27 protein-coding genes are annotated in these 24283 nt (G+C 41.0%); 15 read left to right on the forward strand and 12 right to left on the reverse strand.

Translation table 11 applies throughout. The features are described 5' to 3' along the window. Window positions 1-2: 2 nt before the first annotated feature. Window positions 3-1121: an ABC transporter permease gene (locus tag BDE36_RS17600; RefSeq protein WP_141815902.1), complete on the forward strand. Its 1119-nt coding sequence runs from the start codon at window positions 3-5 to the stop codon at window positions 1119-1121. 45 nt (window positions 1122-1166) lie between these two features. Here the strand turns inward: BDE36_RS17600 and BDE36_RS17605 are convergent, their stop codons facing one another. The 3 genes from BDE36_RS17605 to BDE36_RS17615 form a co-directional block, all read right to left on the reverse strand. Further along, a complete protein-coding gene (locus BDE36_RS17605) occupies window positions 1167-1574 on the reverse strand; it encodes an RNA recognition motif domain-containing protein (RefSeq protein ID WP_128770149.1) in 408 nt (135 codons plus the stop codon). Window positions 1575-1918: 344 nt separating this feature from the next. After that, window positions 1919-2953, reverse strand: a complete 1035-nt coding sequence (locus tag BDE36_RS17610) for a glycosyltransferase family protein (protein WP_141815903.1) — start codon at window positions 2951-2953, stop codon at window positions 1919-1921. Window positions 2954-3061: 108 nt separating this feature from the next. After that, the gene (locus tag BDE36_RS17615) at window positions 3062-3580 is read right to left on the reverse strand and encodes an outer membrane beta-barrel protein (RefSeq protein WP_141815904.1); all 519 of its coding nucleotides are present in this window, start codon (window positions 3578-3580) and stop codon (window positions 3062-3064) included. A 458-nt stretch (window positions 3581-4038) separates the two neighbouring features. On the opposite strand from BDE36_RS17615, the gene BDE36_RS17620 reads away from it, so the two are divergent. From BDE36_RS17620 to BDE36_RS17635, 4 genes are all read left to right on the forward strand, one after another. Continuing rightward, a complete protein-coding gene (locus BDE36_RS17620) occupies window positions 4039-4587 on the forward strand; it encodes an RNA polymerase sigma factor (protein ID WP_141815905.1) in 549 nt (182 codons plus the stop codon). A gap of 11 nt (window positions 4588-4598) precedes the next feature. Next, a complete protein-coding gene (locus BDE36_RS17625) occupies window positions 4599-4964 on the forward strand; it encodes a hypothetical protein (RefSeq protein ID WP_202618129.1) in 366 nt (121 codons plus the stop codon). Window positions 4965-5015: 51 nt separating this feature from the next. Then, a complete protein-coding gene (locus BDE36_RS17630) occupies window positions 5016-5255 on the forward strand; it encodes a hypothetical protein (protein ID WP_141815906.1) in 240 nt (79 codons plus the stop codon). Between the two features lie 132 nt (window positions 5256-5387). Next, window positions 5388-5813 (forward strand): hypothetical protein, encoded by a 426-nt coding sequence (locus BDE36_RS17635; RefSeq protein WP_141815907.1) that lies wholly within the window; start codon window positions 5388-5390, stop codon window positions 5811-5813. Window positions 5814-6941: 1128 nt separating this feature from the next. Here the strand turns inward: BDE36_RS17635 and BDE36_RS17640 are convergent. Then, window positions 6942-7181 carry a hypothetical protein gene (locus BDE36_RS17640; protein WP_141815908.1) on the reverse strand — a complete coding sequence of 80 codons (240 nt, stop codon included), beginning with the start codon at window positions 7179-7181 and terminating at the stop codon, window positions 6942-6944. A gap of 120 nt (window positions 7182-7301) precedes the next feature. Here BDE36_RS17640 and BDE36_RS17645 point away from each other — a divergent pair, with 120 nt between their 5' ends. After that, entirely contained in the window at window positions 7302-7877 is a 576-nt protein-coding gene (locus BDE36_RS17645) for a hypothetical protein (RefSeq protein ID WP_128770141.1), read from the forward strand. 139 nt (window positions 7878-8016) lie between these two features. Here BDE36_RS17645 and BDE36_RS17650 read toward each other — a convergent pair whose 3' ends face one another. Then, entirely contained in the window at window positions 8017-8718 is a 702-nt protein-coding gene (locus BDE36_RS17650; protein WP_141815909.1) for a DUF92 domain-containing protein, read from the reverse strand. 80 nt (window positions 8719-8798) lie between these two features. Then, window positions 8799-9032 (reverse strand): hypothetical protein, encoded by a 234-nt coding sequence (locus BDE36_RS17655; protein WP_141815910.1) that lies wholly within the window; start codon window positions 9030-9032, stop codon window positions 8799-8801. A gap of 294 nt (window positions 9033-9326) precedes the next feature. Here BDE36_RS17655 and BDE36_RS17660 point away from each other — a divergent pair, with 294 nt between their 5' ends. The 6 genes from BDE36_RS17660 to smpB all read left to right on the forward strand — a co-directional run bounded on the left by BDE36_RS17660 (window position 9327) and on the right by smpB (window position 14414). Further along, complete coding sequence (locus BDE36_RS17660; RefSeq protein ID WP_141815911.1) at window positions 9327-9779, forward strand: hypothetical protein; 453 nt, start codon at window positions 9327-9329, stop codon at window positions 9777-9779. Between the two features lie 151 nt (window positions 9780-9930). Continuing rightward, complete coding sequence (locus BDE36_RS17665) at window positions 9931-11667, forward strand: phospho-sugar mutase (protein ID WP_141815912.1); 1737 nt, start codon at window positions 9931-9933, stop codon at window positions 11665-11667. 279 nt (window positions 11668-11946) lie between these two features. Continuing rightward, the gene (locus BDE36_RS17670) at window positions 11947-12420 is read left to right on the forward strand and encodes a ribonuclease H-like YkuK family protein (protein ID WP_128770136.1); all 474 of its coding nucleotides are present in this window, start codon (window positions 11947-11949) and stop codon (window positions 12418-12420) included. A 163-nt stretch (window positions 12421-12583) separates the two neighbouring features. Continuing rightward, window positions 12584-13165, forward strand: coding sequence for a Crp/Fnr family transcriptional regulator (locus BDE36_RS17675; RefSeq protein WP_141815913.1), 582 nt, complete (start codon window positions 12584-12586; stop codon window positions 13163-13165). Between the two features lie 71 nt (window positions 13166-13236). Next, window positions 13237-13896 (forward strand): metal-dependent transcriptional regulator, encoded by a 660-nt coding sequence (locus BDE36_RS17680; protein WP_128770134.1) that lies wholly within the window; start codon window positions 13237-13239, stop codon window positions 13894-13896. A 74-nt stretch (window positions 13897-13970) separates the two neighbouring features. Next, window positions 13971-14414, forward strand: coding sequence for an SsrA-binding protein SmpB (gene smpB, locus BDE36_RS17685; RefSeq protein ID WP_141815914.1), 444 nt, complete (start codon window positions 13971-13973; stop codon window positions 14412-14414). 20 nt (window positions 14415-14434) lie between these two features. Here the strand turns inward: smpB and BDE36_RS17690 are convergent, their stop codons facing one another. Continuing rightward, window positions 14435-15094: a protein-L-isoaspartate(D-aspartate) O-methyltransferase gene (locus tag BDE36_RS17690; RefSeq protein ID WP_141815915.1), complete on the reverse strand. Its 660-nt coding sequence runs from the start codon at window positions 15092-15094 to the stop codon at window positions 14435-14437. Between the two features lie 131 nt (window positions 15095-15225). On the opposite strand from BDE36_RS17690, the gene BDE36_RS17695 reads away from it, so the two are divergent. Then, a complete protein-coding gene (locus BDE36_RS17695; RefSeq protein ID WP_141815916.1) occupies window positions 15226-15960 on the forward strand; it encodes a hypothetical protein in 735 nt (244 codons plus the stop codon). Here BDE36_RS17695 and priA read toward each other — a convergent pair. Both priA and BDE36_RS17705 read right to left on the reverse strand, forming a co-directional pair. Next, window positions 15957-18437: a replication restart helicase PriA gene (gene priA / locus BDE36_RS17700; protein ID WP_141815917.1), complete on the reverse strand. Its 2481-nt coding sequence runs from the start codon at window positions 18435-18437 to the stop codon at window positions 15957-15959. The genes BDE36_RS17695 and priA overlap by 4 nt on opposite strands. Further along, on the reverse strand, window positions 18437-18820 hold the full coding sequence (locus BDE36_RS17705) for a DUF423 domain-containing protein (RefSeq protein ID WP_141815918.1): 384 nt from the start codon (window positions 18818-18820) through the stop codon (window positions 18437-18439). The genes priA and BDE36_RS17705 overlap by 1 nt, the downstream gene beginning before the upstream one ends. 74 nt (window positions 18821-18894) lie before the next feature. Between BDE36_RS17705 and BDE36_RS17710 the strand changes: the two genes are divergently transcribed. Together BDE36_RS17710 and BDE36_RS17715 are read left to right on the forward strand one after the other, a co-directional pair. Continuing rightward, window positions 18895-21513: a hypothetical protein gene (locus BDE36_RS17710; RefSeq protein ID WP_141815919.1), complete on the forward strand. Its 2619-nt coding sequence runs from the start codon at window positions 18895-18897 to the stop codon at window positions 21511-21513. Window position 21514: 1 nt separating this feature from the next. Beyond that, window positions 21515-22924: a DUF5723 family protein gene (locus BDE36_RS17715; protein WP_141815920.1), complete on the forward strand. Its 1410-nt coding sequence runs from the start codon at window positions 21515-21517 to the stop codon at window positions 22922-22924. A gap of 8 nt (window positions 22925-22932) precedes the next feature. Here BDE36_RS17715 and tsaB read toward each other — a convergent pair whose 3' ends face one another. Genes tsaB through BDE36_RS17730 form a run of 3 tightly spaced genes read right to left on the reverse strand, consistent with a single transcriptional unit; the run spans window position 22933 to window position 24280 of the window. Then, entirely contained in the window at window positions 22933-23616 is a 684-nt protein-coding gene (gene tsaB / locus BDE36_RS17720; protein WP_141815921.1) for a tRNA (adenosine(37)-N6)-threonylcarbamoyltransferase complex dimerization subunit type 1 TsaB, read from the reverse strand. Window positions 23617-23661: 45 nt separating this feature from the next. Next, window positions 23662-23907, reverse strand: a complete 246-nt coding sequence (gene yidD, locus BDE36_RS17725) for a membrane protein insertion efficiency factor YidD (protein WP_141815922.1) — start codon at window positions 23905-23907, stop codon at window positions 23662-23664. Continuing rightward, window positions 23879-24280, reverse strand: a complete 402-nt coding sequence (locus BDE36_RS17730; protein WP_128770124.1) for a ribonuclease P protein component — start codon at window positions 24278-24280, stop codon at window positions 23879-23881. The genes yidD and BDE36_RS17730 overlap by 29 nt, the downstream gene beginning before the upstream one ends. Window positions 24281-24283: the final 3 nt, after the last annotated feature.

The following is a 24283-nucleotide window of genomic DNA, read 5'->3' on the forward strand; positions in this document are numbered from 1 at the left end:
ACATGCGTACGATAGGATTTTTGCTTCAGAAAGAATTCCGGCAGATACTCCGGAACAGAACCATCAGAGGTATGATTTTTATTATGCCAATAATTCAGCTGATCGTTATCCCAATGGCCGCAGATTACGAAGTGAAAAATATCAACCTTGCTATAGTTGACCACGATCACTCTCCATATACGCAAAAGCTTATATTAAAAATAGCTGCTTCGGGGTACTTTAAACTGAATAAGTACAGCAGTTCATTTAAAGAAGCATTCACTCAAATAGAAACTGATAAGGCCGATTTGATCCTCGAAATACCCCAAGGCTTCGAAAAAAATCTCATTCGGGAAAATGAACAGAAACTTTTTATTGCAATCAACGCCATTAACGGTGTAAAGGCCAGCATGGGAGGAGCATATATCGGCAATATTATCAGAAGCTTTAATAACGAAATACGCTTAGAGTTTATACAACCGCAAAAAATTGCCGAAGTACCTGCTGTAGAAGTGGTGCCGTCTAACTGGTTCAATGCTGAAATGAATTATCACGTATTCATGGTACCGGGAATTCTTGCCATCCTGGTGACGATGGTTGGAGGCTTTCTTTCTGCTCTGAATATTGTTAAAGAAAAAGAAGCGGGGACTATTGAACAAATAAATGTAACACCTATCCGCAAACATCATTTTATCATCGGCAAGCTCATCCCCTTCTGGGTGTTGGGGAATATAATATTTACAATAGGCTTGCTAATCGCATGGCTTATTTATGGTATTGTCCCGCAGGGTAACCTTGCTGTCCTCTACACATGCACTTCGGTATACCTGCTTGCAATTTTAGGCTTTGGATTGCTCATTTCCACATTTTGTGATACCCAGCAACAAGCAATGCTCATCATGTTCTTCTTCATGATGATCTTCATTCTTATGGGCGGACTCTATACAACCATTGAAAGTATGCCCAACTGGGCTCAAACAGTCGCGCGGTTTAACCCGGCGAGCTATTTAATAGAAATAGTACGCATGGTGATCCTTAAAGGCAGCGGTTTTAAAGATGTAATGCCCCACATCATAAAGCTGTCGCTATTCGCTATTATACTTAACGGATGGGCAATATATAACTACAAGAAAACAAGCTGAGATTACGCTCACCCTTTTTCCCTGTAGCCTGACAAAACAATACTACTATCTGATCCTTTTCCGGGGTCGTTTAAACGGAGTTCCCTCACCCGGACGGCTTACCTTTTGATAAGTAACCTCTCCCGGACGACTTAGCTTCTGATATGTTTTAGGCTTTGACTTAAACTCTATCTTCCTGGCAGCAGGGCGTTTAGTTTGCTTTTCCTTTTGACGGTCATCAGCATACTTCACACTGATAGTTTCCTCATCAATGCTCGCTTCATGTAAATTAATGATGGCTTGCTTGGCGTCTTCGTCTTCCGCCATGTCTACAAATCCAAATCTTCTGCTTATACCAGTATGTTTATCCCGTACAATATTAACAGACTCTACCTTCCCAAATTGTTCAAAGATCTCCTTTAATTCAAGTTCCTCAAGATCGCGCGGAAACCCGCCTGCAAATAACTTAACCATTATGTCGTGTGTATTTTCTGATGGAAATGACCATCATTCTTAACTATTATACTGTTTTAATGAAATGATTGTTTCAATAAATATGCCGTTATGAGAATATATATATTTAAGTAAACTTTCTATCCCATTTATGATAAATTTGAGAAACTTTATCTACACTTAAGGGGCATTTGAACCCAATCCCCAGCGATGTATTCTTTGTTGCCTTTGTATCGAATTTTTTTGTATTTATCAAATAAGGCTCTATACAGATGGCTTCTATGAGCCGGTAAAAGTAGTGAATTCTTTTTTTATAACAAAACACATAAAATGTTATCGTCTTTCACAGCTACTCGCCTGTTTAATCAGGCACTCTCATACTGATTCTCAATGTTCCATTTATGCGGAATATCCATTGTGTGCTTATCCACTATCATGTCGGCAATTTGCTGGGTAACATCAGGATAATTTACCGCGACCGGCTTCCCATGTTGCAGCCAATCAGATATAACCGGCTTATGTTTCGATTTCAAGCTGCCTATAACAGGTATGCCCATCATCTCTAATGCCGCACCATTTAAATGCTGCTCATATTGATTTCTCATCGGAACAACCAACAGTTTTTTTCCCATATAAAGTGCTTCGGCAGGGGTTTCAAAGCCCGCACCGCATAATACTCCCGACGAGTGGGCCATACTAGCGATAAACTTTTCGTTATTAACAGGCTGTATACTAATATTCTTAAAATTCAGAGGCCGTCGGTTATGCTTTGAAAAAACCTCCCAGCGGACATCTTTATATTCTGATAATCTTTTATAAAGCCGTTTGTCGTCGTAGGCAGGGAGATAAACTGTATAATGTCCTTTATCCGAAACGTCATGTTGCCGCACCTGGCTTCTTATAACCGGAGTAAAAATATTCTCGCTGTAAGACTCAAAATGAAACCCATATTGAGAACTCGAAGGGGCGTAATTCTTAAGTACCAACCTTCCTATCATATCGCTATGACCAGGTTTAGGAGAATTGGGAGCAAGTACAGCCGACTGATGACTTAAAGCAATAGCAGGCTGATTCTTCATATAACATGCCCATGCCGATACTGGTTCGAAATCGTTGATCACGATATCGTAATCCTCAACAGGCAAAGCTTTAATCTCCTTGACCAACTTTTTCACACTGCTCTTTATTAACGTTTTCCAAAGGTCTACTCCACCCGACCGGCCAAAGATAAAGCTCAATCCGTTTAATTTATATCTAATGGGAAAAGGAAGAGGAAGGTCCCCTTGTATTCCACTAACCAGTACATCCACTTGTCCTCTGCGTTTCAGGCATGGAACTATGTCCATTGCCCGGCTAAGATGCCCATTGCCGGTTCCCTGTATCGCGTAGAGAATTTTCATATACAAAAGTAAGATAATAATAATAAGTGAAGAGCTTTATATACCTGTATACATAACAAAAGGAGGACACTTGCGTACCCTCCTTCTGTTCTCATACTTTCCTTCCTATTATTTACTCAGGTTGAAACCGTATGCAATACGAAGTGCTACCTGCTTGGTAGGGTCGTACTTAGTATAGTCTTCGTACTTAACACCAATATCTAGTCCGTTAGTAAAGGCCCAGCCAATAGACGGAGACCAAACAAAGGATGTTTCGGACCAATCGTCAGTTCCAAAACCAGCGCCAAGCTCACCACTTACATAGAAATTTTTACTCAAAAAAGCCTTTACACCAGCCTTTAGAGGAACAACGTTATACGGCAAATCATTTTGCGTATCTTTAAACTCATCTTTCACAAAGAAGTGGTTAAAGCCCGAAGCCAGCGTAAGGGAAACAGGACCTGCAAGATCCTTTTGCAATTTAACGTCGCCACCCAAAACAAATCCGTACGGATCTTTAGTACCAACTCCACCATTTAATCCTACTCCAAGGCGCCATGCCTGAGAGTCCTGAGCTTTAGTTTCTGTAACACTAAATAATAAAGCTATGGCTGAAGCAGCCGTCAATAGTTTTATAGTCTTTTTCATGTCTTTTTGTTTAATTGATAAATTAATAAAACCATACACCTGCCTGCAAGTAGCATGCCAGAAGGACTATCTCAGGACTTTCGACCCAGCTTCTAAGGTAAAATATTACACATGAAGTTATAATTATTTCATTTAAAGATAGTTCCAAAAAGCAGTTTTCGAGTAACGTCTCAAAATTTACTTTCAGAAGACCAGTTGCCTGTGCAATTGAATGTATCTGTTTTGAGCTATTCTGTCATATATAAAGGGCATATTTGGCAGTAGTCAGGCTCCCTTTCTACTAAATGCATTTCTAATTCCTGTTGACATAAGGTTGTCAGTGACCTGCCTTTTATTTGCGCTATATAAAAACAGACAATGGAAAAACTTCGGCTGAAACTTTTTATCACTTTTTTAAAATATCTTTAACACTCAATCGTCTCCCTTCATAAAGCATTTAAGTTTGATCTCAAAGAGTAATGTCATCAGGTAAGGACAGCCATATTATCGAAACCATCAAAGAATATGGCAGGGGCTTGCTGAGTTTCATCAGGCGGAGAGTCAAAAGTGATGCTGATGCTGAAGATATTTTGCAGGATGTCTGGCATCAATTCTGCGCGCTGGTGAACGCCGAACCGATAGAACAAACAGGGGCTTGGTTGTTCAGAGTAGCGAGGAACAAAATAATCGACCGTCACAAGAAGAAGTCAGAGCAACTATTTACAGAAAGCGTTACAGAAGAAGAGGAGACATTCTCCTTTAAAGAGATTATGATGGTAGACAACGCCACTCCGGAAACGGAATACCTTCGCAACGTTTTTTGGAAACAATTCTTTGCTGCTTTAGAAGAATTACCCGAAGAACAACGCCAGGTGTATCTATGGCACGAGCTTGAAGGCCTCTCTTTTGCTGATATCGCTGTGCTCACAGGTGAAAACACAGGCACTCTTATCTCCAGAAAAAGATACGCAGTGTTACACCTTCGAAACCGTCTTCGCCTGCTTAGAGATGAAATACTTATTTATTAGATATAGAAAATATGAAAAGAAAGTTTTTTGTACGAAAGGCCCTCCTGATCATTTTATTCGTCCCCACAGTAATAACTGTTTTAACTTTTGTGGTGATGTCATTATGGAATTCCGTTCTCACAGAAGTAATCCCGGTGAAACACGTTAGTTTTTGGCAGGCGATGGGCATACTCGCTCTATCGAAAATTTTGTTCGGCTTTGGCGGGGGAAAAGGCCCGGGCAGACACTCCTTTTGGTGGAATAAGCGAATGCAGAGTAAAATGAGAAGCATGAGCCCGGAAGAAAGAGAAAAATTTAAAGAAGAGATGTGCAGGCGAATTAACTTTTGGCATATGCCCGATCGCTACTGCGACGTCCCTGACAATAAAAAAGATTAAATGTTACAATAATCTACCTGATGAATCTAACTGATATTAATTCTGTTTGCTATGGATATACTAATATTTAAAACCAACGTAAGCGGTAGCGAGCATGTAGAATCGGTGCGGCCGCATCTTCATGAGCTACATGAAATACTCAAGTGGAACTTTGACCTTCTTGATGAGGAATTCATTTTAAGGATAGAAGCCCATCATAATCTTAACCCACGTAAAGTAGAAAGAGTACTGTCAAATGCCGGATACTATTGCCAGGAGCTACAAACATTCTCTGGTGTACAGGTAGTTTAACAATATTGAATTTGCGTTTTCATAGACAACAGCAGCAACTTCAACTGCCGCCTGAGTGAAAAATAAAAAAAATCAGAAATTTCATTTTATTTTCATGTTGCATAGTGTTCTTTGAATAAAAGATCTGGCATTATGAAAACCATCATACTTTATAGTTCTGTTGTTCTTGCTTCCTTTGCTTTCTCCGAGAGCACGGCTCAGGTTCATGTAGATGTAAATATAGGTCGGCCTGTGTATGTAAACCCGGCTCCCGTAGCAGTCAGTTATTACTACTTGCCTGATGCGGAAGCATATTACTACGTTCCAACAAGGGTTTTCTATTATCAGAATCGTGGCCATTGGGTATCGTCCAGACATTTACCGGGCTATCATAATTATAACATATACAATGTACGGCATATAGCAATAAACGAACATAGGCCGTACCACCGCCATGGCTATTACCGCTCTAAATACAATGTAAGACATTCATCTTATGTATACCGGGACCGGCCAGAACACAGGCATTCCGGGAAATTCAAAAAATCACGCACACATAGAGGAAGAGGGCACCATTAATTTGGTGCAAACAGGATCGCCGGCAGTTTTCAATGGGGTAATTGTCTGCCGGCACCTGTTTTTTTATTTTTCTACTGAATAGATCGCATATTCTAAACGTCCTTTGCCTTCTGCTATCAGCACCGCAAGCTATCAGAGAAAACCTGGGCTGCATTAGCGAAAATAGATATTTTGCTGGATGAAATGGTTTTTATCTAAGATCAAAGCTCAAAATATAAAAGATACAGGGGGGTAGAAAAGAGCAAATAAAGATAAGGTTTAGGAGAATAATATTGTGATAAAGTTTAAATGATTTGATTCTTAAAAGTAGAAAAAGAACATGTTATATAAAATGATCCTGATCACAAATTGAAATTATTGTTTTCCCATATATTTTCTTCAGCAGCGTAAATGGAAAAAACGTATCAGCCCGGAAAGTTGTGAACCATGCATAAATTTTCATTAAGTGGTATATAAAAATTCTATATTTCTCCCGTCTGATCTGGCTAATCAGGTATGTTTAATTTACGGTGAATGTTAATAAAGTACTAAAAGATGAGGGTCCCCGGGGGGGCCAATATGGGTATAGTGCCTAACAAAGCTCTGATAAAACCCTGACCAGTGCCGCATCATGTCAGCATCTCGTCAGTATCTCCTCAGCATCATGTCAGACTAAAGTCTGACGAGAGTCTGACATGATCCTAACAAGATGCTGACGAGATGCTGATAACATCAGGGTTTGGTCAGGTATTGGTCAGACATTCTATAGGTTTTTTACAAACCTTCACCTCTCTTTTATCGGTACAAACATGCCGGTTGCTGAAAAGCACCGAATTCATTTACAAAGTAGCTTATCGAATAGAAACAAACCAAAACCAAGAAACTGTATTGCTGGATCTTACTTGTCGGCATAATAGCATTAATCAGTTTAAATAAGCAAAAAGGGCCGGAATGAATCCGGCCCTACATCTACCTATGAAAAACATACCCTTTGGGAGGGTATAAATGGAATATCAAATAGAGTGCCACAGAAAACACCGCGTTATCACCCTATTTAACAACAAGTTACACCAATACCCTACATCCTAATAGGAAAAAAATTTCTCACTTCAGGCAATTATTTGCTCATTATGAGAAAACAGCACAATATTATTGTTTGCGGTTTGCCGAATCTGGTCCAGCTTGTATCCGCGTGCCTCTCTGATCATTGTTTTCATCCAGATGGCTGGAATCAGCAAGGCCCGTGGTAGCAGTATCACTCGTATCAGGAAGCAAGCCGTCGATCGATTCTGACGTATCTCCTGAGCCTTTGTCCCTGTTATTAGACTGACCACAGGCTAAAACAATGGACGAGAGAGCTAAAACATATACAAATTTTCTTATAATCATAGTTCATAGATTGATGACCTTACAACAAAATAAACACACTATGGATTTGCTCTTTGTTATTTTAAATTTATGTTTCTATAAAAAAATTTGTTGTATACCTTTACGCCATTAGGAATTTGAATGGAATCCCGTTATCAAAACGGTTTAATTAAAGCCTGTCAGTGGCTAAGTGTTGCGAGTCATCAATTATTTGAACTCAGCATTGAAATAGCTTTGTGCGATGACAAGCGAGGAAATATCTCTCCAATAAGGGTTGACGAAAATCAACTCGATTCCATTGGCTTAAAACAAAACCCTTATGCAACGGAACTAAACGAGCTCGCAGGCAAATTGCGCGACAAGCTCGATATAATCATGGTAATAAATGATCTTGATCCTTTCGAAATAGAATCATGGCATTTACTAGACATCTTTGATGATGACACCCTTGAAAAAAAGAGAAAGTGGGTATACCATGATCTTGTCCGATTTTGCTACAAGCAAATCACCTTCTTCCCTGCCCAGCTGTTAGCTATTATTAGTCCCGATATTCAAATGCTTCAGGCCAGCGCGGGCAATAAACTCATGAGTAAGGAAGATGCCTTATATGAAAAAAGTTCATCAATCTTACTGGATGCGCTTGACGACTTTAACGCCGCAACGCAGGGATTTATCATCGCTCGTTACCTGGCAAAGAACGAAGGCCGGATAGTATAAACGCGGTTTTTCTGGAAACTCAAATATTTTTCAATTTTTATGAAACTATTTCTCTCATCAATCCGTTTAAATATACGATAAGGTTTAGGTGCCCTGACTATACTCATTATAGCCGGGGCTTTTTGTTTAAGAACCATTTTCAAGTGGCAAAAAGAAAAGCCAGAAAAGCTGCGAATAAAGTACTTAAGAAGTTCACCACATTATTACCCAGGTAGTGTTTTCTTTCCAGGCTGGCTCCCAATATCGAATCAGCAAGGTTACCTGCAAGGCCACAGACAATAACAAGGGCCGCATTGTGTTGTCCATATGCTATATAAAACACAATTGCAATAAGTAAGGAACCTATAAGTCCAGCTAGCGTACCTTCAAAGCTAATTACACCGTTCTCCCCTCGCCTGTCTTTTGTGAAGGTGAGTATATTAAAAAAACGCTTCCCGTAGATTGTTCCCAGCTCCGAGGAAAAAGTGTCGCCAGTAGCCGAGGCAAAACTTGCCGCTAGCATCAGATTAAACAGTCCTGCCTTTTCCGGGTATATCAAACATAAAGCGCCGCACCCAGCGGCTACACCTCCGTTTGCTAACACCTGCAACGTGTTTCTTTCCCCCTTGTTAGCCTCTGCGACCTTCCAATGTTCTTTTATCCCGCGCTTCCACGAAGTAACCATAGATGCGAGCACAAAAAAGGCAGCCAGCATTGCCAGGCCGGTATACCCCCCGCCGAGATAGATAAGTACGGCAAGTACACCTCCTGTAAATGCCGCACCCACCGTGAGTTTCCTTGTTTTGATACTTAAGAGTACACCTGTAATCAGAACCAGAAAAAAGAAAAAGAGATTATTCATGATTTCTTTGCAAAGAAAGAACAATCACGATACAAACAAAACAAGCAGCAATATTCAATAACATGGCGGTCTGTTGCTCATTACAGTGAGTTATAGCGGGAATGAGGCTTTAGAGCCTGTGCCACTGCAGCAACAAGTTCCGGATTGACATCTTCCTCATCCACCACCTGCCATTCACCATTCTTTTCTACCATAACGAAGGAATCTTTATCAGGAAATACAATACGTAACCCCTGTTCGCCATTATAATCTTCAGGTTCTGCCTCCAATTCGATATCAGCGTGCGTTAACGCTTCTTTTACTGTGATTTTCATAGGTTTTCTATTTAAATAAATTCTGAGAAGATCAGGCTATTTCAGGCTCGATCCATAAATAAAACCCATTTCTTTTAAAAAGGTTTATTTAACGCGTTGTCTCGCTATTCAGAGTATACAGGCAAAAGACTGCGGGATCTTTCATTTAACTTTTTCACAACAATAAAGCTCCCCGTTTGTATTAATGTACAGGTACAGTGATTCTGATTAAACCTTCCCCGCCATGTTCTCATTTAATTACCGGGGCCGTAAATTTTGAGTATCGATTAAAAATTTATATAAAAAAGCAGGAAGATGGACAAGGAAACGCTGACTTTGAAGATTCAGCAACTGCTGACGCATTCTGTTATGGAAAGGGAATTCTACGACAGGGCCACCGATATAATTAGCAGCTCCGAGCTTAAATCTGCTTTCGCGAAGTATTTGTGGATGAGGGGAGAGCATATTGTAGGTATAAAAACCTTTCTCATGAGAGCTGAACAGAACCATGAAATACCAGTATCGCAACCCTTTGAAAACGAAAGATTATGGCGCTTCTTTATAGAATCTGTAAAGCGCAGAGACAATTCTGCAATTTTAAATACCGGGATGCGATATGCACGCTTAACGCGATATAAATACAACACGGCCCTCCCTTTTGCCAATATGACCGACAGGCTGAATACTATGCTTCAAAACCATCTTTTTGAAATACAGAATATCCTGCAGGAATTTTCATCAATTCAATTGTACAAAACCAGATCCTGAAGTACTGCCGCGTCTCTAATCTTTACTTCTTTCATAATTTTTACAACAAAAGACATTTAATTACATCACATGTACCTTAATTTTACCGGCAGTTATTATACTTGCACGTAAATAGAACAGGAAACAAATCTTAAAATCAACACATATCAAAATGCAGGAATTAGAGCCCTCAGTTCTTAAAAAAATCAATGAATGGCTTCAGGGAAGCTACGATGCAGAAACAAAACAACATGTTCAGAAATTGCTGGATGAGAAATCTTTCACTGAGTTAACGGATTCGTTCTACAGAGATCTTGAGTTTGGAACCGGAGGTCTGCGCGGCATTATGGGACCTGGTTCAAACCGTATTAACAAGTATACTATAGGTGCAGCCACCCAGGGACTAAGCAATTACCTGAAAAAAGCCTACCCACGCGAACAGATTAAGGTGGCTGTAGCGCATGACAGCCGTAATAATTCCGACTATTTTGCAAGAATCACAGCCGAAGTATTTTCTGCCAATGGCATTTATGTTTACTTCTTTAAAGAATTAAGACCAACACCCGAATTGTCATTTGCAATAAGAGAGCTAGGCTGTAAAAGCGGCGTAATGCTGACCGCCTCTCATAATCCAAAGGAATATAACGGATATAAAGCCTATGGTGCTGACGGAGGCCAATTTGTATCTCCTGAAGACACGAAAGTGATGGAAGAGGTTGCAGCGGTCAGCAGTGTAGATAAGATAAAATTCAATCCAGAAGAACAGAACATTGAATTGCTAGGTGAGGAGATTGACGAACTTTACCTCGATAAGATCACCAACCTTTCTGTTTCTCCTGAAGCTATTAAACGCCAGAAAGATCTAAAGATAGTGTACTCCCCTATTCACGGAACAGGGATTACACTCGTCCCACAGGCGCTTAAGAGATTCGGATTTACAAATATCACCCTCGTTGAAGAGCAGGTTAAGCCTGACGGCAATTTCCCTACAGTGGTATATCCCAACCCGGAAGAAAAGGAAGCCCTTACTCTTGCACTTCAGAAAGGCCGGGAAATTGATGCAGATCTTATTCTTGCAACCGACCCTGATGCCGACCGTGTTGGTATTGCCGTAAAGAATAATGAAGGAGAGTTTATCCTTTTCAACGGAAACCAAACAGGTAGCTTGTTAATCAATTATCTGCTCACCGCCTGGGAAGAAAAAGGAAAACTATCAGGCAACGAGTATATTGTAAAAACCATTGTCACTTCTTATATTATCGACGAGATTGCAAAAGCCAGGAATGTAGAATGCTACAATACCCTCACTGGCTTTAAATATATCGGCGAATTAATGACGAAGTTCGAAGGCAAAAAGACCTTTATCGGAGGAGGAGAAGAAAGTTATGGATATCTCATAGGCGAGCTCGTTAGAGATAAAGATGCCGTTGTATCGGCAGCATTTATCGCTGAAATGACTGCATTTTACAAAGACAAAGGCAGCAGCTTATTTGATGCATTACTTGAAATGTACCAACAATACGGCTTTTATAAAGAAAAGCTTGTTTCAGTTACTAAGAAAGGAAAGAGCGGAGCTGAAGAAATCAAAGCCATGATGGAACGCTTCAGAAACAATCCCCCTGCTACTCTTGGAGGATCCAAAGTGACTGCACTGAAAGACTACGAATTAAGGGTTGAAACGAATATCGCTTCGGGCGCTAAAAAAGAGCTCGAACTTCCAAAGTCGGATGTACTGCAGTTTATCACTGAAGATGGATCTATTATTTCTGCACGTCCTTCGGGAACAGAACCTAAAATAAAGTTCTACTGCAGTGTCAAAACAACTCTTTCTGATAAATCGGCATATCAGGCAACCAGCGCGCAACTTGATGAAAAGGTTAATTCAATAATGAACGATCTTGGAGTATAACACGCCTGGTTAGTAAATATCAAAAACGTCCGCATTACAGCGGGCGTTTTTCTTTTTAATAGCTCTTCCTTTATAACACCCCTCTTCTGCTTTGTGAGCACTCATGCCCACCACCTACAAAAGCGACCTAACATCAAACAATTACTTCATTGCTGATTGTTAATATGTTAACAAATAATTAATCAAACAATAACATCTTTTAGTATATCTTTATAAGACCTCGGAAAAGTTTGTCGGCAGGACATAACCAGGTCATTTAACCGCTAACAACATACCCATATGACCTGGAAAAAATTCAGTGGAGAAATTATTCATTCGGACATTCACGATGAAGTAAAAAAAGCTATTGAGCGCGAAAGCAGCCTCGGCAACAAATTAAAAGTTTGTATTGGCACTGATTCGCAGGTGAAAGGGGCGGTAACGGACTATGCTACAGTAATTGTGTTTTTAAGGGAAAAGAAGGGAGCCTTTATGTTCATTCACCAGGAACGCAGCACCCGCAAAATGAGCATTAAAGAACGTATGCTTACCGAAGTTCAAAAATCAATTGAAATAGCGTACGCACTATGCGATCTGCTCGACCTGTATCAGGTAGATCTTGAAGTCCATGCCGATATTAATACTAATCCGATGTTCAAGTCAAATCAGGCCTTACATGAAGCAATGGGTTATATTTTGAGCATGGGTTTTGTATTCAAAGCAAAGCCCGAAGCATTTGCAAGCTCAGCCTGCGCCAACAAGATGGTTCATTAACCACTCTCCGAAACCGTTAAGTAACGCGGTGCACCATAAGCGCACCTGAAATAGTACACCCTATAGAAATCACCGGAAAGGGCTCGCAACGATTTCCCCACAGCTCTGCTTTAAAGTGGTTTTATACTGATTTCATTTGTATAATTGTATTTTAATCGTTCACATGGACATCTCCTTATTGCTTAATAATATCGCCAGATACATTGATCTTAACAAAGAAGAGGAAGAACATTTCGCTTCGCTTCTTCACCACAAAAAGCTAAAAAGAAAACAATTTATACTTGAAGAAGGCGAGATAAATACAAAAAGTACATTTGTCACATCCGGCTGTCTCAGAAGCTATATTGTCGACAAGAACGGCATTGAACATGTGTTGCAATTTGCTCCGCGCGAATGGTGGATCGTTGATATGCGAAGCTTTATTACCGGCTCGCCTGCAAGGTTAAATATAGACGCACTCGAAGAAAGTGAAATTATCTATATCAACAAAACCGATTTCGATAATCTGTACATTACGGTGCCAAAATTTGAAAGATTTAGCAGGATTCTCGGGCAAAACTCGCTTGCGGCTTATCAGTACCGGCAGATCGACAATATTGCGCTTCCAGCGATGGAGCGGTATAAACATTTTTGCCAGCTGTATCCATCCCTGATCAAAAGTCTCCCTCAAAAACAAGTGGCGTCCTACATCGGTGTCACACCCGAGTTCTTAAGTAAAATGCTCAATACCACACTTATTAAATAGATTTAGCCCCCTGTAAACGGCAAAAGGATTTCAATTTTATTAAAAGCGTAAGCTTTTCGTACTTTTGCAACATGCTTTCTTATACAGAAGAAAATTATCTAAAGGCTCTGTTGCATCTCACGCTGGAGGTACAGCATAAGAATGAGGCCGGAACAAATCAGCTTGCTTTTTATCTGGGTGTAAAACCAGCAACAGCAACAGATATGCTCAGGAAACTAAAAGAAAAAAAACTCATTTCTTATGAGAAATACGGCAAGATCTCTTTATCCGAAGAAGGCAGGAAAAAGGCAGTAGAAGTAGTACGAAAGCACAGATTGTGGGAAACATTCCTCTACGAAAAACTGGAATTCAGTTGGGATGAGGTGCATGAGGTGGCCGAACAGCTTGAGCATATCCAGTCGCCTAAGCTGGTTGAAAAGCTGGATAAGTTCCTGGGTCATCCTGAGTACGACCCGCATGGTGACGCGATTCCAGATGCAAAGGGCTATTTAAAGCCCTCTTTCAAAAAAACTCTGGCAGAAGCCGATGCCGGAACAAACTGCAGGATGGTCGCGGTCAAAGATAATTCGGCTTCATTTCTGCAATATGTGAGTCAGCTAAACCTCGCTATAGACGCCAAAATACAGGTTGTATCACTTCAACCCTATGATGGCTCTATGGAGATAATAATTAATAATGAAACGAGAACAACCGTTTCGCAAAAATTTGCAGAAAACATTTTAATTGTTTAGTAAGTTGCAGCGTGTAGCATGTTGCAGGAGGGAGAAACGTCGTCTGCAAACGACTATAATATCAACACATCATTATGAACATCAATATCAAAAATAAAAAGGCCTATTTTGAATACCATATCCTGGATAAGTATACCGCTGGCATTCAGCTCCTGGGTACGGAAATCAAGTCCATCCGTGAAGGAAAGGCGAACCTGAATGATGCGTTCTGCTCCTTCTTTAACGACCATCTGTATGTGCGGAATATGCATATTGCGGAATATTCACACGGATCCTTTTATAATCATGAGGCCAAACGCGATCGCGCCCTCCTTTTAACAAAGAAAGAGCTTAAGAAGCTCCGTGAGAAAGGTGAGGAAAAAGGATATACGATTGTCCCTCTGCATCTTTTTATCAGCGAACGAGGCTTCGCTAAGCTAGAAATAGGCCTGGCGCAGGGAAAGAAGACTTTCGATAAACGCGACAGTATTAAAGAACGTGAGAGTAAGATTGAACTCGACAGAGCAATGAAACGGTAAGGCCCGATAGGCCTGTCACGCTACCACGCCTGATCACCTACCAGTGGAACAAACCTGAATGTATCTAATTCTATGCGCTCGTAATCCGTATCGCTTACCCTCATCACAGTAACCATCTTTTGCGATTTTTCGTCACCCACCGGTATCACCATTGTCCCTCCTACTTTTAACTGCTTCAGCATAATTTCCGGCACAAAAGGAGCCCCGGCAGTAACCAGAATTTTATCATAAGGGGCACATTCAGCTATTCCCCTGGATCCGTCTCCAAGAAAGAAGTTAGGACGATAACCCATCTTCGTCAAAAACAGCTTTGCCCGTTGATATAACTTTTCCTGACGCTCTATGGTATAAACAACCGCTCCAAGTTCCAGAAGAATACAGGTTTGATAACCTGATCCGGTACCTATCTCCAGCACTTTATCGCCCTCTCTGATATTAAGCAGCTGCGTTTGATAAGCTACCGTATATGGCTGAGAAATCGTTTGCCCCTCCCCGATAGGGAACGCTATATCTCTATATGCCTGGTTCCAGAAAGTTTCGTCAAAGAAAAAATGGCGTTGCACCTTTCCTATGGCATCCAGCACCCTTTTATCTTCGATCTTCCGTTCGTCCCTTAGCTGTGTTACCAGTTTTTTCCTGGCACCTCTTTCCCGGTAATTATCTACAAACTTAAACGCCATTCTTCGGCAAAAATAACCTTCCTTAACGTTATATAATAATCGAAAACAAATCATAACTTTATCCATTTCAGTATCAGTTTTATAAATTATATCTGAAACAAAAAACCAATTCAAAACTTTAAATCGGGAGTATGAAAAAAACTTTACTTTTTATTTTACTTATTTCGCCGTTTATAAGCAAATCGCAGCAAAGCAATATCAGCAACCGCAGTAACAGTATATATCAGCGCAGCTTCAATAATTCTACGGCCTATTCTTACAGTATAGGATATAAAATCCTAAGTTTTGAAGAGTTCCCGCGGATTCTGGACCAAACCGACAACAATGTGCTCAGACGCTCTGTTCTAAACGGTATTATTTTAAAATATAACAACAAACAGATAAGCTACAGGCTTTCAGGCAGCTTTTATTCCAACCGTATTACTTTTCAAAATGGATGTGATGAATGCGAAGAAATAGAAGGGCGGCTTAAAGACAACCATATAAAGGTGGGTTTCGAAAAGAACTTCACATACGGCACCATTCAACCCTACTTCGGAATCGACCTCGGTATAAAAAGAAGCATCTTCAAAGGTGATGTAAAAAGCACATTTCAAACGCTTGATTCCAGCGGAGAATATGATGTAAAGACAGAGAAAAACGGACTGTCCCTTTCTCCGCTGCTGGGTATCAAGTTGAATATAATTGACCATTTCAGCATCACAGCCGAAAGTACAATAGATGTCTTCTACAGCTACGAACGGCAGGAAAGGACGAATAATGCCAATCCAGGCAGTCGTACATTGCAAAAGTATTACAAGTGGGAGTATCTGTTGAAGCCTTTAGGAATGCTGAATCTGCAGTATAATTTTGGAGCGATATATTAGTAAGGATCCACATCCACCTGGATGAGCGTCCCCTTGTTCTGTTTATCTGTCTCAAAATTCAAAAGCAGTCCGCGCAAAAACTCTTTCACTTTACTAATCGCTATACCATCGCGTTCAACTTTAATATATAGTGTTTTGATAAAGAAATTCCTGATGCGGCCCACCAGCGGATCTTCAGGCCCCAGAACACGTTCACCAAGAGCTTTTTTCAGCTCCTGTCCGAGCCGGTTCGCCACAGCACTTAATGCATGTGAATCTTTATGCTTTACATCTATCCGGATCATCCTGTATAAAGGCGGATACCTGAAACTCTTCCTTTCAGCGATTTCCACACGGAAAAGATCTTCGTAGTCATGTTCTATCACCTGTTGTATGACCCTGTGATTGGTACTATACGCTTGAATAATAACTGTCCCCGGCTTGCCGCGTCTTCCGGCGCGCCCTCCAACCTGCGAAAGGAGCTGAAAACTTCTTTCAAAAGCCCTGAAGTCAGGATAGTTAAGCAGACTGTCGGCATTAATGATACCAATAAGCGTTACATGATCAAAATCAAGTCCCTTGGCAACGATCTGTGTCCCTACTAACACATCTATCCTCCGCTCTTCAAAATCGTTCAGGATCCGCTGAAAGCTGTTTTTACTTCGCGTCGTATCCAGGTCCATGCGGGCAATCCTCGCTTCAGGAAAGATAAACTGAAGATCGTCCTCTATCTTTTCTGTACCAAAGCCCTTCTGTTCAATATGCGTAGAACCGCAAGCAGGGCAAACCGGAACAGTATCTTGTTTATATCCGCAATAATGGCAATGTAGTTTTCCTGTGCTTTTATGATATGTAAGACTTACATCACAATGAATACACTGGGGTATATAACCGCAGGTTTTACAGATCAACAAGGGAGTATAACCCCTCCTGTTCTGAAACAGAATCACCTGCTCCTTCTTTTCAAGAGCCTCTTTTATACCATCAATAAGCACGCTTGTAAAATGCGACTGAATGGTCTTTTTGCTGGTCTCCTCTGCTATACCCACCACCTTGATCGCCGGCAGATTCGATTCTCCGTAACGTTGTCTAAGCTCAGCAAAACCATATTTTCCCGTCTTCGAATTAAAGTAACTCTCCAGCGAAGGGGTGGCTGAACCGAGCAATACTTTAGCCTCATGCAGGCGTCCGGCGTAAATCGCTGTATCCCTGGCATGGTATCTCGGCGCAGGATCATATTGCTTGTAGGACGACTCGTGTTCTTCATCAACCACGATCAATCCCAGCCCGGTAAAGGGCAGAAAAACTGCCGATCTCGCTCCTAATACAACGTTGTACTCGTTATTAAGTACCTTCGTCCACACTTCAGCACGTTCGTTATCACCTAACCTCGAGTGGTAGATTCCGATTTTGCTTCCAAAATATTCTCTGAGCCGTTCTATTATCTGTGTTGTAAGCGCTATTTCGGGTAACAGATACAACACCTGCCTTCCCGACGTAATACACTCTTCAATTAACCGGATATAAACTTGCGTTTTACCTGAAGACGTAATACCATGCAGCAATACCACATCTTTCTCTTCAAACAATTTTTTTATACCCTCTAATGTTTGTTCCTGCTCTTCGCTAAGCGTAAACTCCTTCAGATGCTCATAATCCCCTTCCTTAAGCCTGCTTACAACCCGGTTCTCCACAACAAATATCTCTTTGTCAATTAAGGCTTTTAACGGTCCATTGCCGCTTCCGCTTTCTTCAAGGATTTCCTTTTTTCCTACATAAGGACTGCTCCTGCTTAACTTCAGATAAGCGAGAAGGATATCCAGCTGCTTCGGACTGCGTTCAAGGACATTGAAAAGGGCTTTCCGGTTGTCGGCATCGGCATAAAATGAATGGAGCGTGATATATGCCACTTGTTTTGGCTTATAGCGCTCGACAACTTCTTCGGATATATGAATAACCCCCTTATCAAAAAGCGATTTCAGTAACCTGAATACCGATTTCTGACCAAGTAACTTCACAATGTCACTTACCTTGAGCTCAGGCTGAATCTCAAGTGCATCTATAATAAGGAATTCTTTATCATTGAAGTCCTTTTTGTCATAAACAGCATCCTTAAGCAAAACCACCCTGGTCTCACTGGCCAGCTTTAACGCCGATGGAAGTGCTGCCTGCATCACTTCGCCAAGGTGACACATATAGTATGCGGAAATCCACTCCCAGAGCTTAAGCTGATGCTGATTTACAACCGGACTCTCGTCGAGTACGTCAATCACATATTTAGCCTCATACAGTTTCGGCGGATTTTCACTTATATGATAAATGATAGCAGTGTAAATTCTGCTTTTGCCAAATTGCACTACCACCCGCTTGCCTACAGCAACCTGTTCATTCAGCGATTGCGGCACCCGGTAAGTATAGGTCTTGGATATAGCCAGGGGTAGGATTACATCAACAAAGAATGTTTTTAGCTCTCCCTTCTCTTCATTCAGTTCCAGCATTATTTATTTTTAACAGCAGCCAGCAATAGAAATAACCAGCCTATAATAAACATCAGGCCGCCGATTGGAGTTATCGGCCCAAGGAAACCGGCGCTTAAACCGGTTACAGCACGGGTAGAGAGTAAATATAACGAGCCTGAAAAGAGGAAAATGCCCAGGACGAAGGCATAGTAGGCTATATTGATGAAGCCATCGCGATATTTAGCAACAGTTGAAAGAAATAGCAATGCCAGGGTGTGATAAAAATGGTAGCTGACTGCCGTCTTCCAGTTCTCAAGATCTGATGCTGAAATGCGGGGCTTCAGTCCATGTGCTCCGAATGCGCCAAGAATAACAGCTGCGATACCAAATACAGAAGCCGTAATGATAATTTTCCTGTTCATATCTTTCTAAATATGCTAAATTAAGTAAACCTTACAACAATTCTAATTGTAAAGATTAAATTTGCAGACAGACCATGAGGAAAATAATCATTCTATGTTCTGTTCTGTTAATAGCTATTGCTGTAATTGCGGTAAAATACTTTTCAGAACTTTCTGGCAACACCAATAGCAGCACAAAAGTATTAAAATATATACCTTCTGATGCCGCTTTAATATTGAGTTTTAATAATGATGAGTCATTTTATGACATCTTCAGCGACTACGAGCTCTTTGATGCTATAATTGGCGAAACGAGAGCGGCAGAACTCGAGCAGTTGTACAACCTGTTACTTAAACAACCATCGCTAAAGGAAATAACCGGAGGCGAAAAAGTCTTTCTTTCTTTCCATCCCGGCAAAGCCGACTCTGTAAGCCTGCTTTTTTCTATGGGCTTTAATGAGAAGGCAAGTGAGAACGACATTCAGGACTATTTTATTAACCTTCCCGGAGTATCACTTACAAAACTGTCTGATGCCAACTGGTACAGCCTTTCATTAAATACAATCAGTAAACCTTTTTTTCTTTACATAGCAAACGGCGCTGTAACAGGCAGCTTTTCGAAGGAGCTTCTTGCCCGTGCCGCCGAACCTAAGACAGGTAAAATAAACAAATCCTTCATTAGTGAAATAAGCGAAAATTCATCCAGAAACCATAATTCACCTGTCAGCCTGTTTATTAATCATGGGTCCCTGCCTTCTTTTTTTGCGTCGTTTATGCGGGTAAAAGCAAACGGGAATTTACTTTTGCTTAAAGACATGCTGGGATTTTCGGCACTCACCATGAACTTTAAAAGCGATGCACTTATGTTTAACGGGATCAGCACGCCTGATACTGCTGCATCGGTTTATTTAAACCTGTTTCTGGGCCAGCATCCGGTGAAAAACCAACTGAAAAACCTGCTTCCCGCGAATACTTCGAATTCTATTCTATTCGGACTTTCAGACTATAAGAAGTTCCATCAAGAGCTAAAGGGCTATCTCAGAAAAAAAGGAGAATTAAACAAGCTCGACAACCAGCTGAAAACCATCCGATCAGAAACAGGTATCAATATTGACACGGATATAAAACCAAAATTATCAAATGAATTTGCCCTTATCGAAACAGATAACCGGGAACGCCTCGGAATAATTAAGGTATCGAACGGAATAAAAATGAACTTTACTCTGCGACTGATCAGCCAGCAGATTACAGAGGTTATCTCGCGCCTTAATCACTCCAATATACTCTATTATTACCTCGGCGATCCGTTCAAAAGCTTTGCAAGACCTTATTTTGCTATCGCAGATAATTATCTGATTGTTGCAAATTCACAAAGCGTGGTGCAAAGCTATTTGAATGAATACGCAGAAAACCGGTTTATTGTAAAAACGAAGGAATATACGGAACATGACCAATTGGTAGCCAACAAAAGCAACATCCTGTTTTTTATTAACAATAAAAACTCCGGAAAAATAATGAAAGCTACTCTTAAGAGGGGCTATGCAGAAATATTCTCCGATGATAATTATGCCCTCAATAACTTCTATGGCTTAACATGGCAATGGAGCTCAGAAGGAAAACATTTCCAGACGAACCTTTATTCTAATTTTAACACTACAGGTAAAAAGGAGTTAAAATCCGTTTGGTCGTTTAAGCTCAACGCCCGTATCGCAACGACTCCACAGATTTTCAGAGAAGGCCAGCGACAGGTGGTTATAGTACAGGATAAAGTTTACAACCTTTATGCACTTTCGGACGATGGCAAAAAACTCTGGGCCACACAGCTAGACGGTAAGGTACAGGGAGTAGTTTGCAGATTAAACGATGGCTCTCTGTTATTTAATACCTCTCGCAAGTTATATCGCATGGATATGAAAGGAAACAGCATAGCTGGATTTCCGGTAAACCTGCCCTTTAACGCTTCCGGCGGCCTGTCGGTTACCGCTGCTGAACCTGCGTCTGCTAAAATTTTCATTCCGGCTCAATCGATGATCCTTGCTTATACGACTGCTGGTGCAACTATCTCAGGGTGGAACAAAGAGCTGCCGGGCAGGATCATTCCTGACCTCAAGCTTACCTCGAACAATAACATCAACTACCTGATTACCGGAACACAGGATGGTCGTTTCTTTTTCTTTAATTACAACGGCCAACTAGTCGGGAAAGCGTCTATCCCTGGTAAAAGCTTATTTAAATATCAACTTTTCGTTAATAATGACCCGCAAAACCCTGGTGTGGTCACTACCGATACATCGGGAACCGCTTATTACATCGGCCTCAACGGAAAAATATCTTCGGTAAACCTCGGAAAATGGTCAGACAGGCACAGCTTCGACTTTAAAAATGTAAGCGGCGATGAAGACCAGGAGCTAATCTATTTGGATAAAACACAGTTGAATGTATATAATGGCGACGAAACCCTCGCTTTTACCTACGAATTTGAACACCCGGTGAATAACCTGCAATTATTCCCTATGCATAATAACCAATATGTTCTGGGGGTGTCTTCAGCAGAAGATAGCCAGCTCTTTTTATTTGATACTGATGGTAACCTTTTGAGAGGTTTTCCAGTTAAAGGTACTGGTAATTTTAATGTAGGCTATCTCAGGAATGATGGAATTCAATATCTCCTCTGCGGAACCACAGATAACTTTCTCCATGCATATAAGTTATAAAATGCGGTTAGTTATCCTGGTTAGTTTCATACTATTTATTTTCAATCTGAGGGCGGGCGCACAGCAATTTGCTTTGTATAATACAGGAACACTATACGATTCATTTGAAAATCCCTCACAAAAGGCGTTTATAACAGATAGCAGCCGGCATTACGCTTTTAACTTTTTCATTCCGGCTGCCGGTGTTAGCTATGGCACATCTGGACCAGGCCTTCCAACTATTAAAAAAGCTTTATATACCGGTAAATATGATGCACGAACGCTTTCTGAAGAAGAAACCGGGCTTACGCGTATTTCGTCGGCCGAAAATGCCTATCTCCTCACTTTCAAACTATTTCAATCAGTAAAATACCACCGCGAACTTGGTTTCTCATGGCAGGTCAGAACAGAGAACTATGGTGAAACCACAAATCAGACTCTTATTGTATTTCAGGATTACAAGCGCATCATTGACAAGCAGTTAGACAATCAACTCTTTGATAACAATATGTTTAACACCAATGTGTATGCCCAGTCTTATCATCAGTTCGGGTTTACCTTCCGTGAAAATTACAACAAGCGGCTGGCTTATGGGATAAAGTTGAGTTATCTGAGCGGAATTGCTTATAGCAAGATAAAAATCAATTCTTCCGGTTTAAACATCAACACGGAGACACTCGACTATGATGTCTACATTGACGGAGATCTGCGTACTAACTTTTACTACGACGACATCGAAGGTAAAATGATTCGTCCAGGGTTTAAAAATCCCGGACTTGCATTTAGCTTGAGCGGGAACTATAAATCAAAGCGCGGGTGGTACTTCCTTGCGAACCTGAAAGATATAGGCTTTATTAAATGGAGCAAAGATTCCTATATGTTCAGGGACAAAAACTATACGATTGAAGCTGGAATGGTAAAAGACAGCCTGTGGCATGAGATCAAGAGTAAACTGCAAAGGAAAGGTTACACTACTCTCATTAACGGAAAAGCCGAGATACTGTTCAATAAAGACCTGGGGAACTATCAGCCCAATCTCTTATTATCCAAAAATCTTTTTTACAAAGGAGGCGATATCGCATTGGTCAACACCTACAGATATAAAAGTCTCAATTTAAGTCTTTCTACCGATTATAACCTGAACAACTTTTTTGAAGTTGGTGCCCAGGTGATGATGAAATCACCAAATACAGAGTTTTTTCTGGGAAGCGACCAGCTTTTTAAAACCATGGATACACAAAAGGCCTTAATTAATTCAGACGAAACTGTAGGCAATGGCTATAGTGGAGCTTCCTTCTACCTGGGTTTTTCCCTGAAGTTCGGAAGGATTATGAGCAGGCCTCAGAACGACAATTACATTCCAGGCATAAACCTGAAGCCAGGCGCAAAACCAGGCTTCTTTCAGCGTATCCTTGGAAAAAGGCAGGAATGAAATCTGGCTTACAAGCCCTTGCCCCCTGCAATGAAGTCTTTCAGATAATACGGCTCAAAATACGCCACGTCTTCAAATTGCTGCTGACCGAACTTCTCAAAAGCAAGCTTGCTCATATCTGCAGCAGAGTTTATAAAATCGTCCACAAACACAGCATTTGGATTTGCTCCCAATACGTCTTTGCATTTCGGCGCCCCATCTCCAAAGAAGACAACAATATTTTGATCAAGCAGTTCAGCAAACGAATCGCTATCGATAATCTTTGCCTCCACCGGCTGGAGCACATTTACTGCCTTGTCGAAAACCGCAGTATACACTTCCATCCGCCTGGCATCAATCATCGGGCAGAACAATACCTCACGGGTCTGATATTGTTCCTGCATTTTTGAGGCCATAGATGTTAATGTATTTACTGAGATTAACGGAATGTCCAGCGCATAACATAGACCTTTAGCTGTTGAGACACCGATGCGAAGGCCAGTATAAGAACCGGGGCCCATACTCACCGAGACAGCATCAAGATCTTTCATGGAGTAATTCCCGGCCTTCATCACGTCCTCGATAAAAAGAGTGACCGATGACGCATGTGCATTCCGTTCATTAAGTTCTTTGACGGCGATAGTATTACCATCGCGCGATAAAGCTACCGAGCACGAAGTAGTAGCTGTTTCTATTTGCAGGATAAGTGCCATTAGGGCAAAGATGCGAATAAGATGACTTGAATAAAAGTTTTATGTTTAAGGCACAGGGTCGTGTCCATGACCTCCCCAGGGATGACACCTCGAAAGTCTCTTCAATGTTAGCCAGCCTCCTTTAAAAGGTCCGTATTTCTTAATAGCTTCAGCCCCATACTGCGAACACGTAGGTGTAAACCGGCAGGCTGCCCCTAAAAGCGGCGAAAGGAGATACTGGTACAAACGGATCAGCACCAGAAAGATCCATCCCAATACCCATTTAATTGCTCTGAGAACCGGCTTCAGCATAGGCCTTGTTTAATTGCTTAAAAACGAGAAGCAGTTTTTTCTCAATCACCTTGTATTCAACAATTTCCTTTCCAATATATTGCAAAGACAGAAGTAACTTCAGGTTGTGTTCGCGGAGAAATGAGTATAAAAATTCTTCCTTGTGGAGGCGGTAAGACTCGCGGATTCGCCGTTTTATGAGATTTCGTTCATTTGCGTGTTTAAACCTCCGCTTGGGAACGATAATAACGACCTGCGAAGGAAATACCAAATCACCGGATTCGGGAATATGAACGACTCTGAAAGGATATACAAGAAAAGAAGAACCGTTACTAAAAAGCTTACTCAGAAGCTTTTTACTGCATAACCGTTCTTCTTTTTTAAATGTGTACACTTT

Source organism: Arcticibacter tournemirensis (assembly GCF_006716645.1).
Classification (GTDB): Bacteria; Bacteroidota; Bacteroidia; order Sphingobacteriales; family Sphingobacteriaceae; genus Arcticibacter; species Arcticibacter tournemirensis.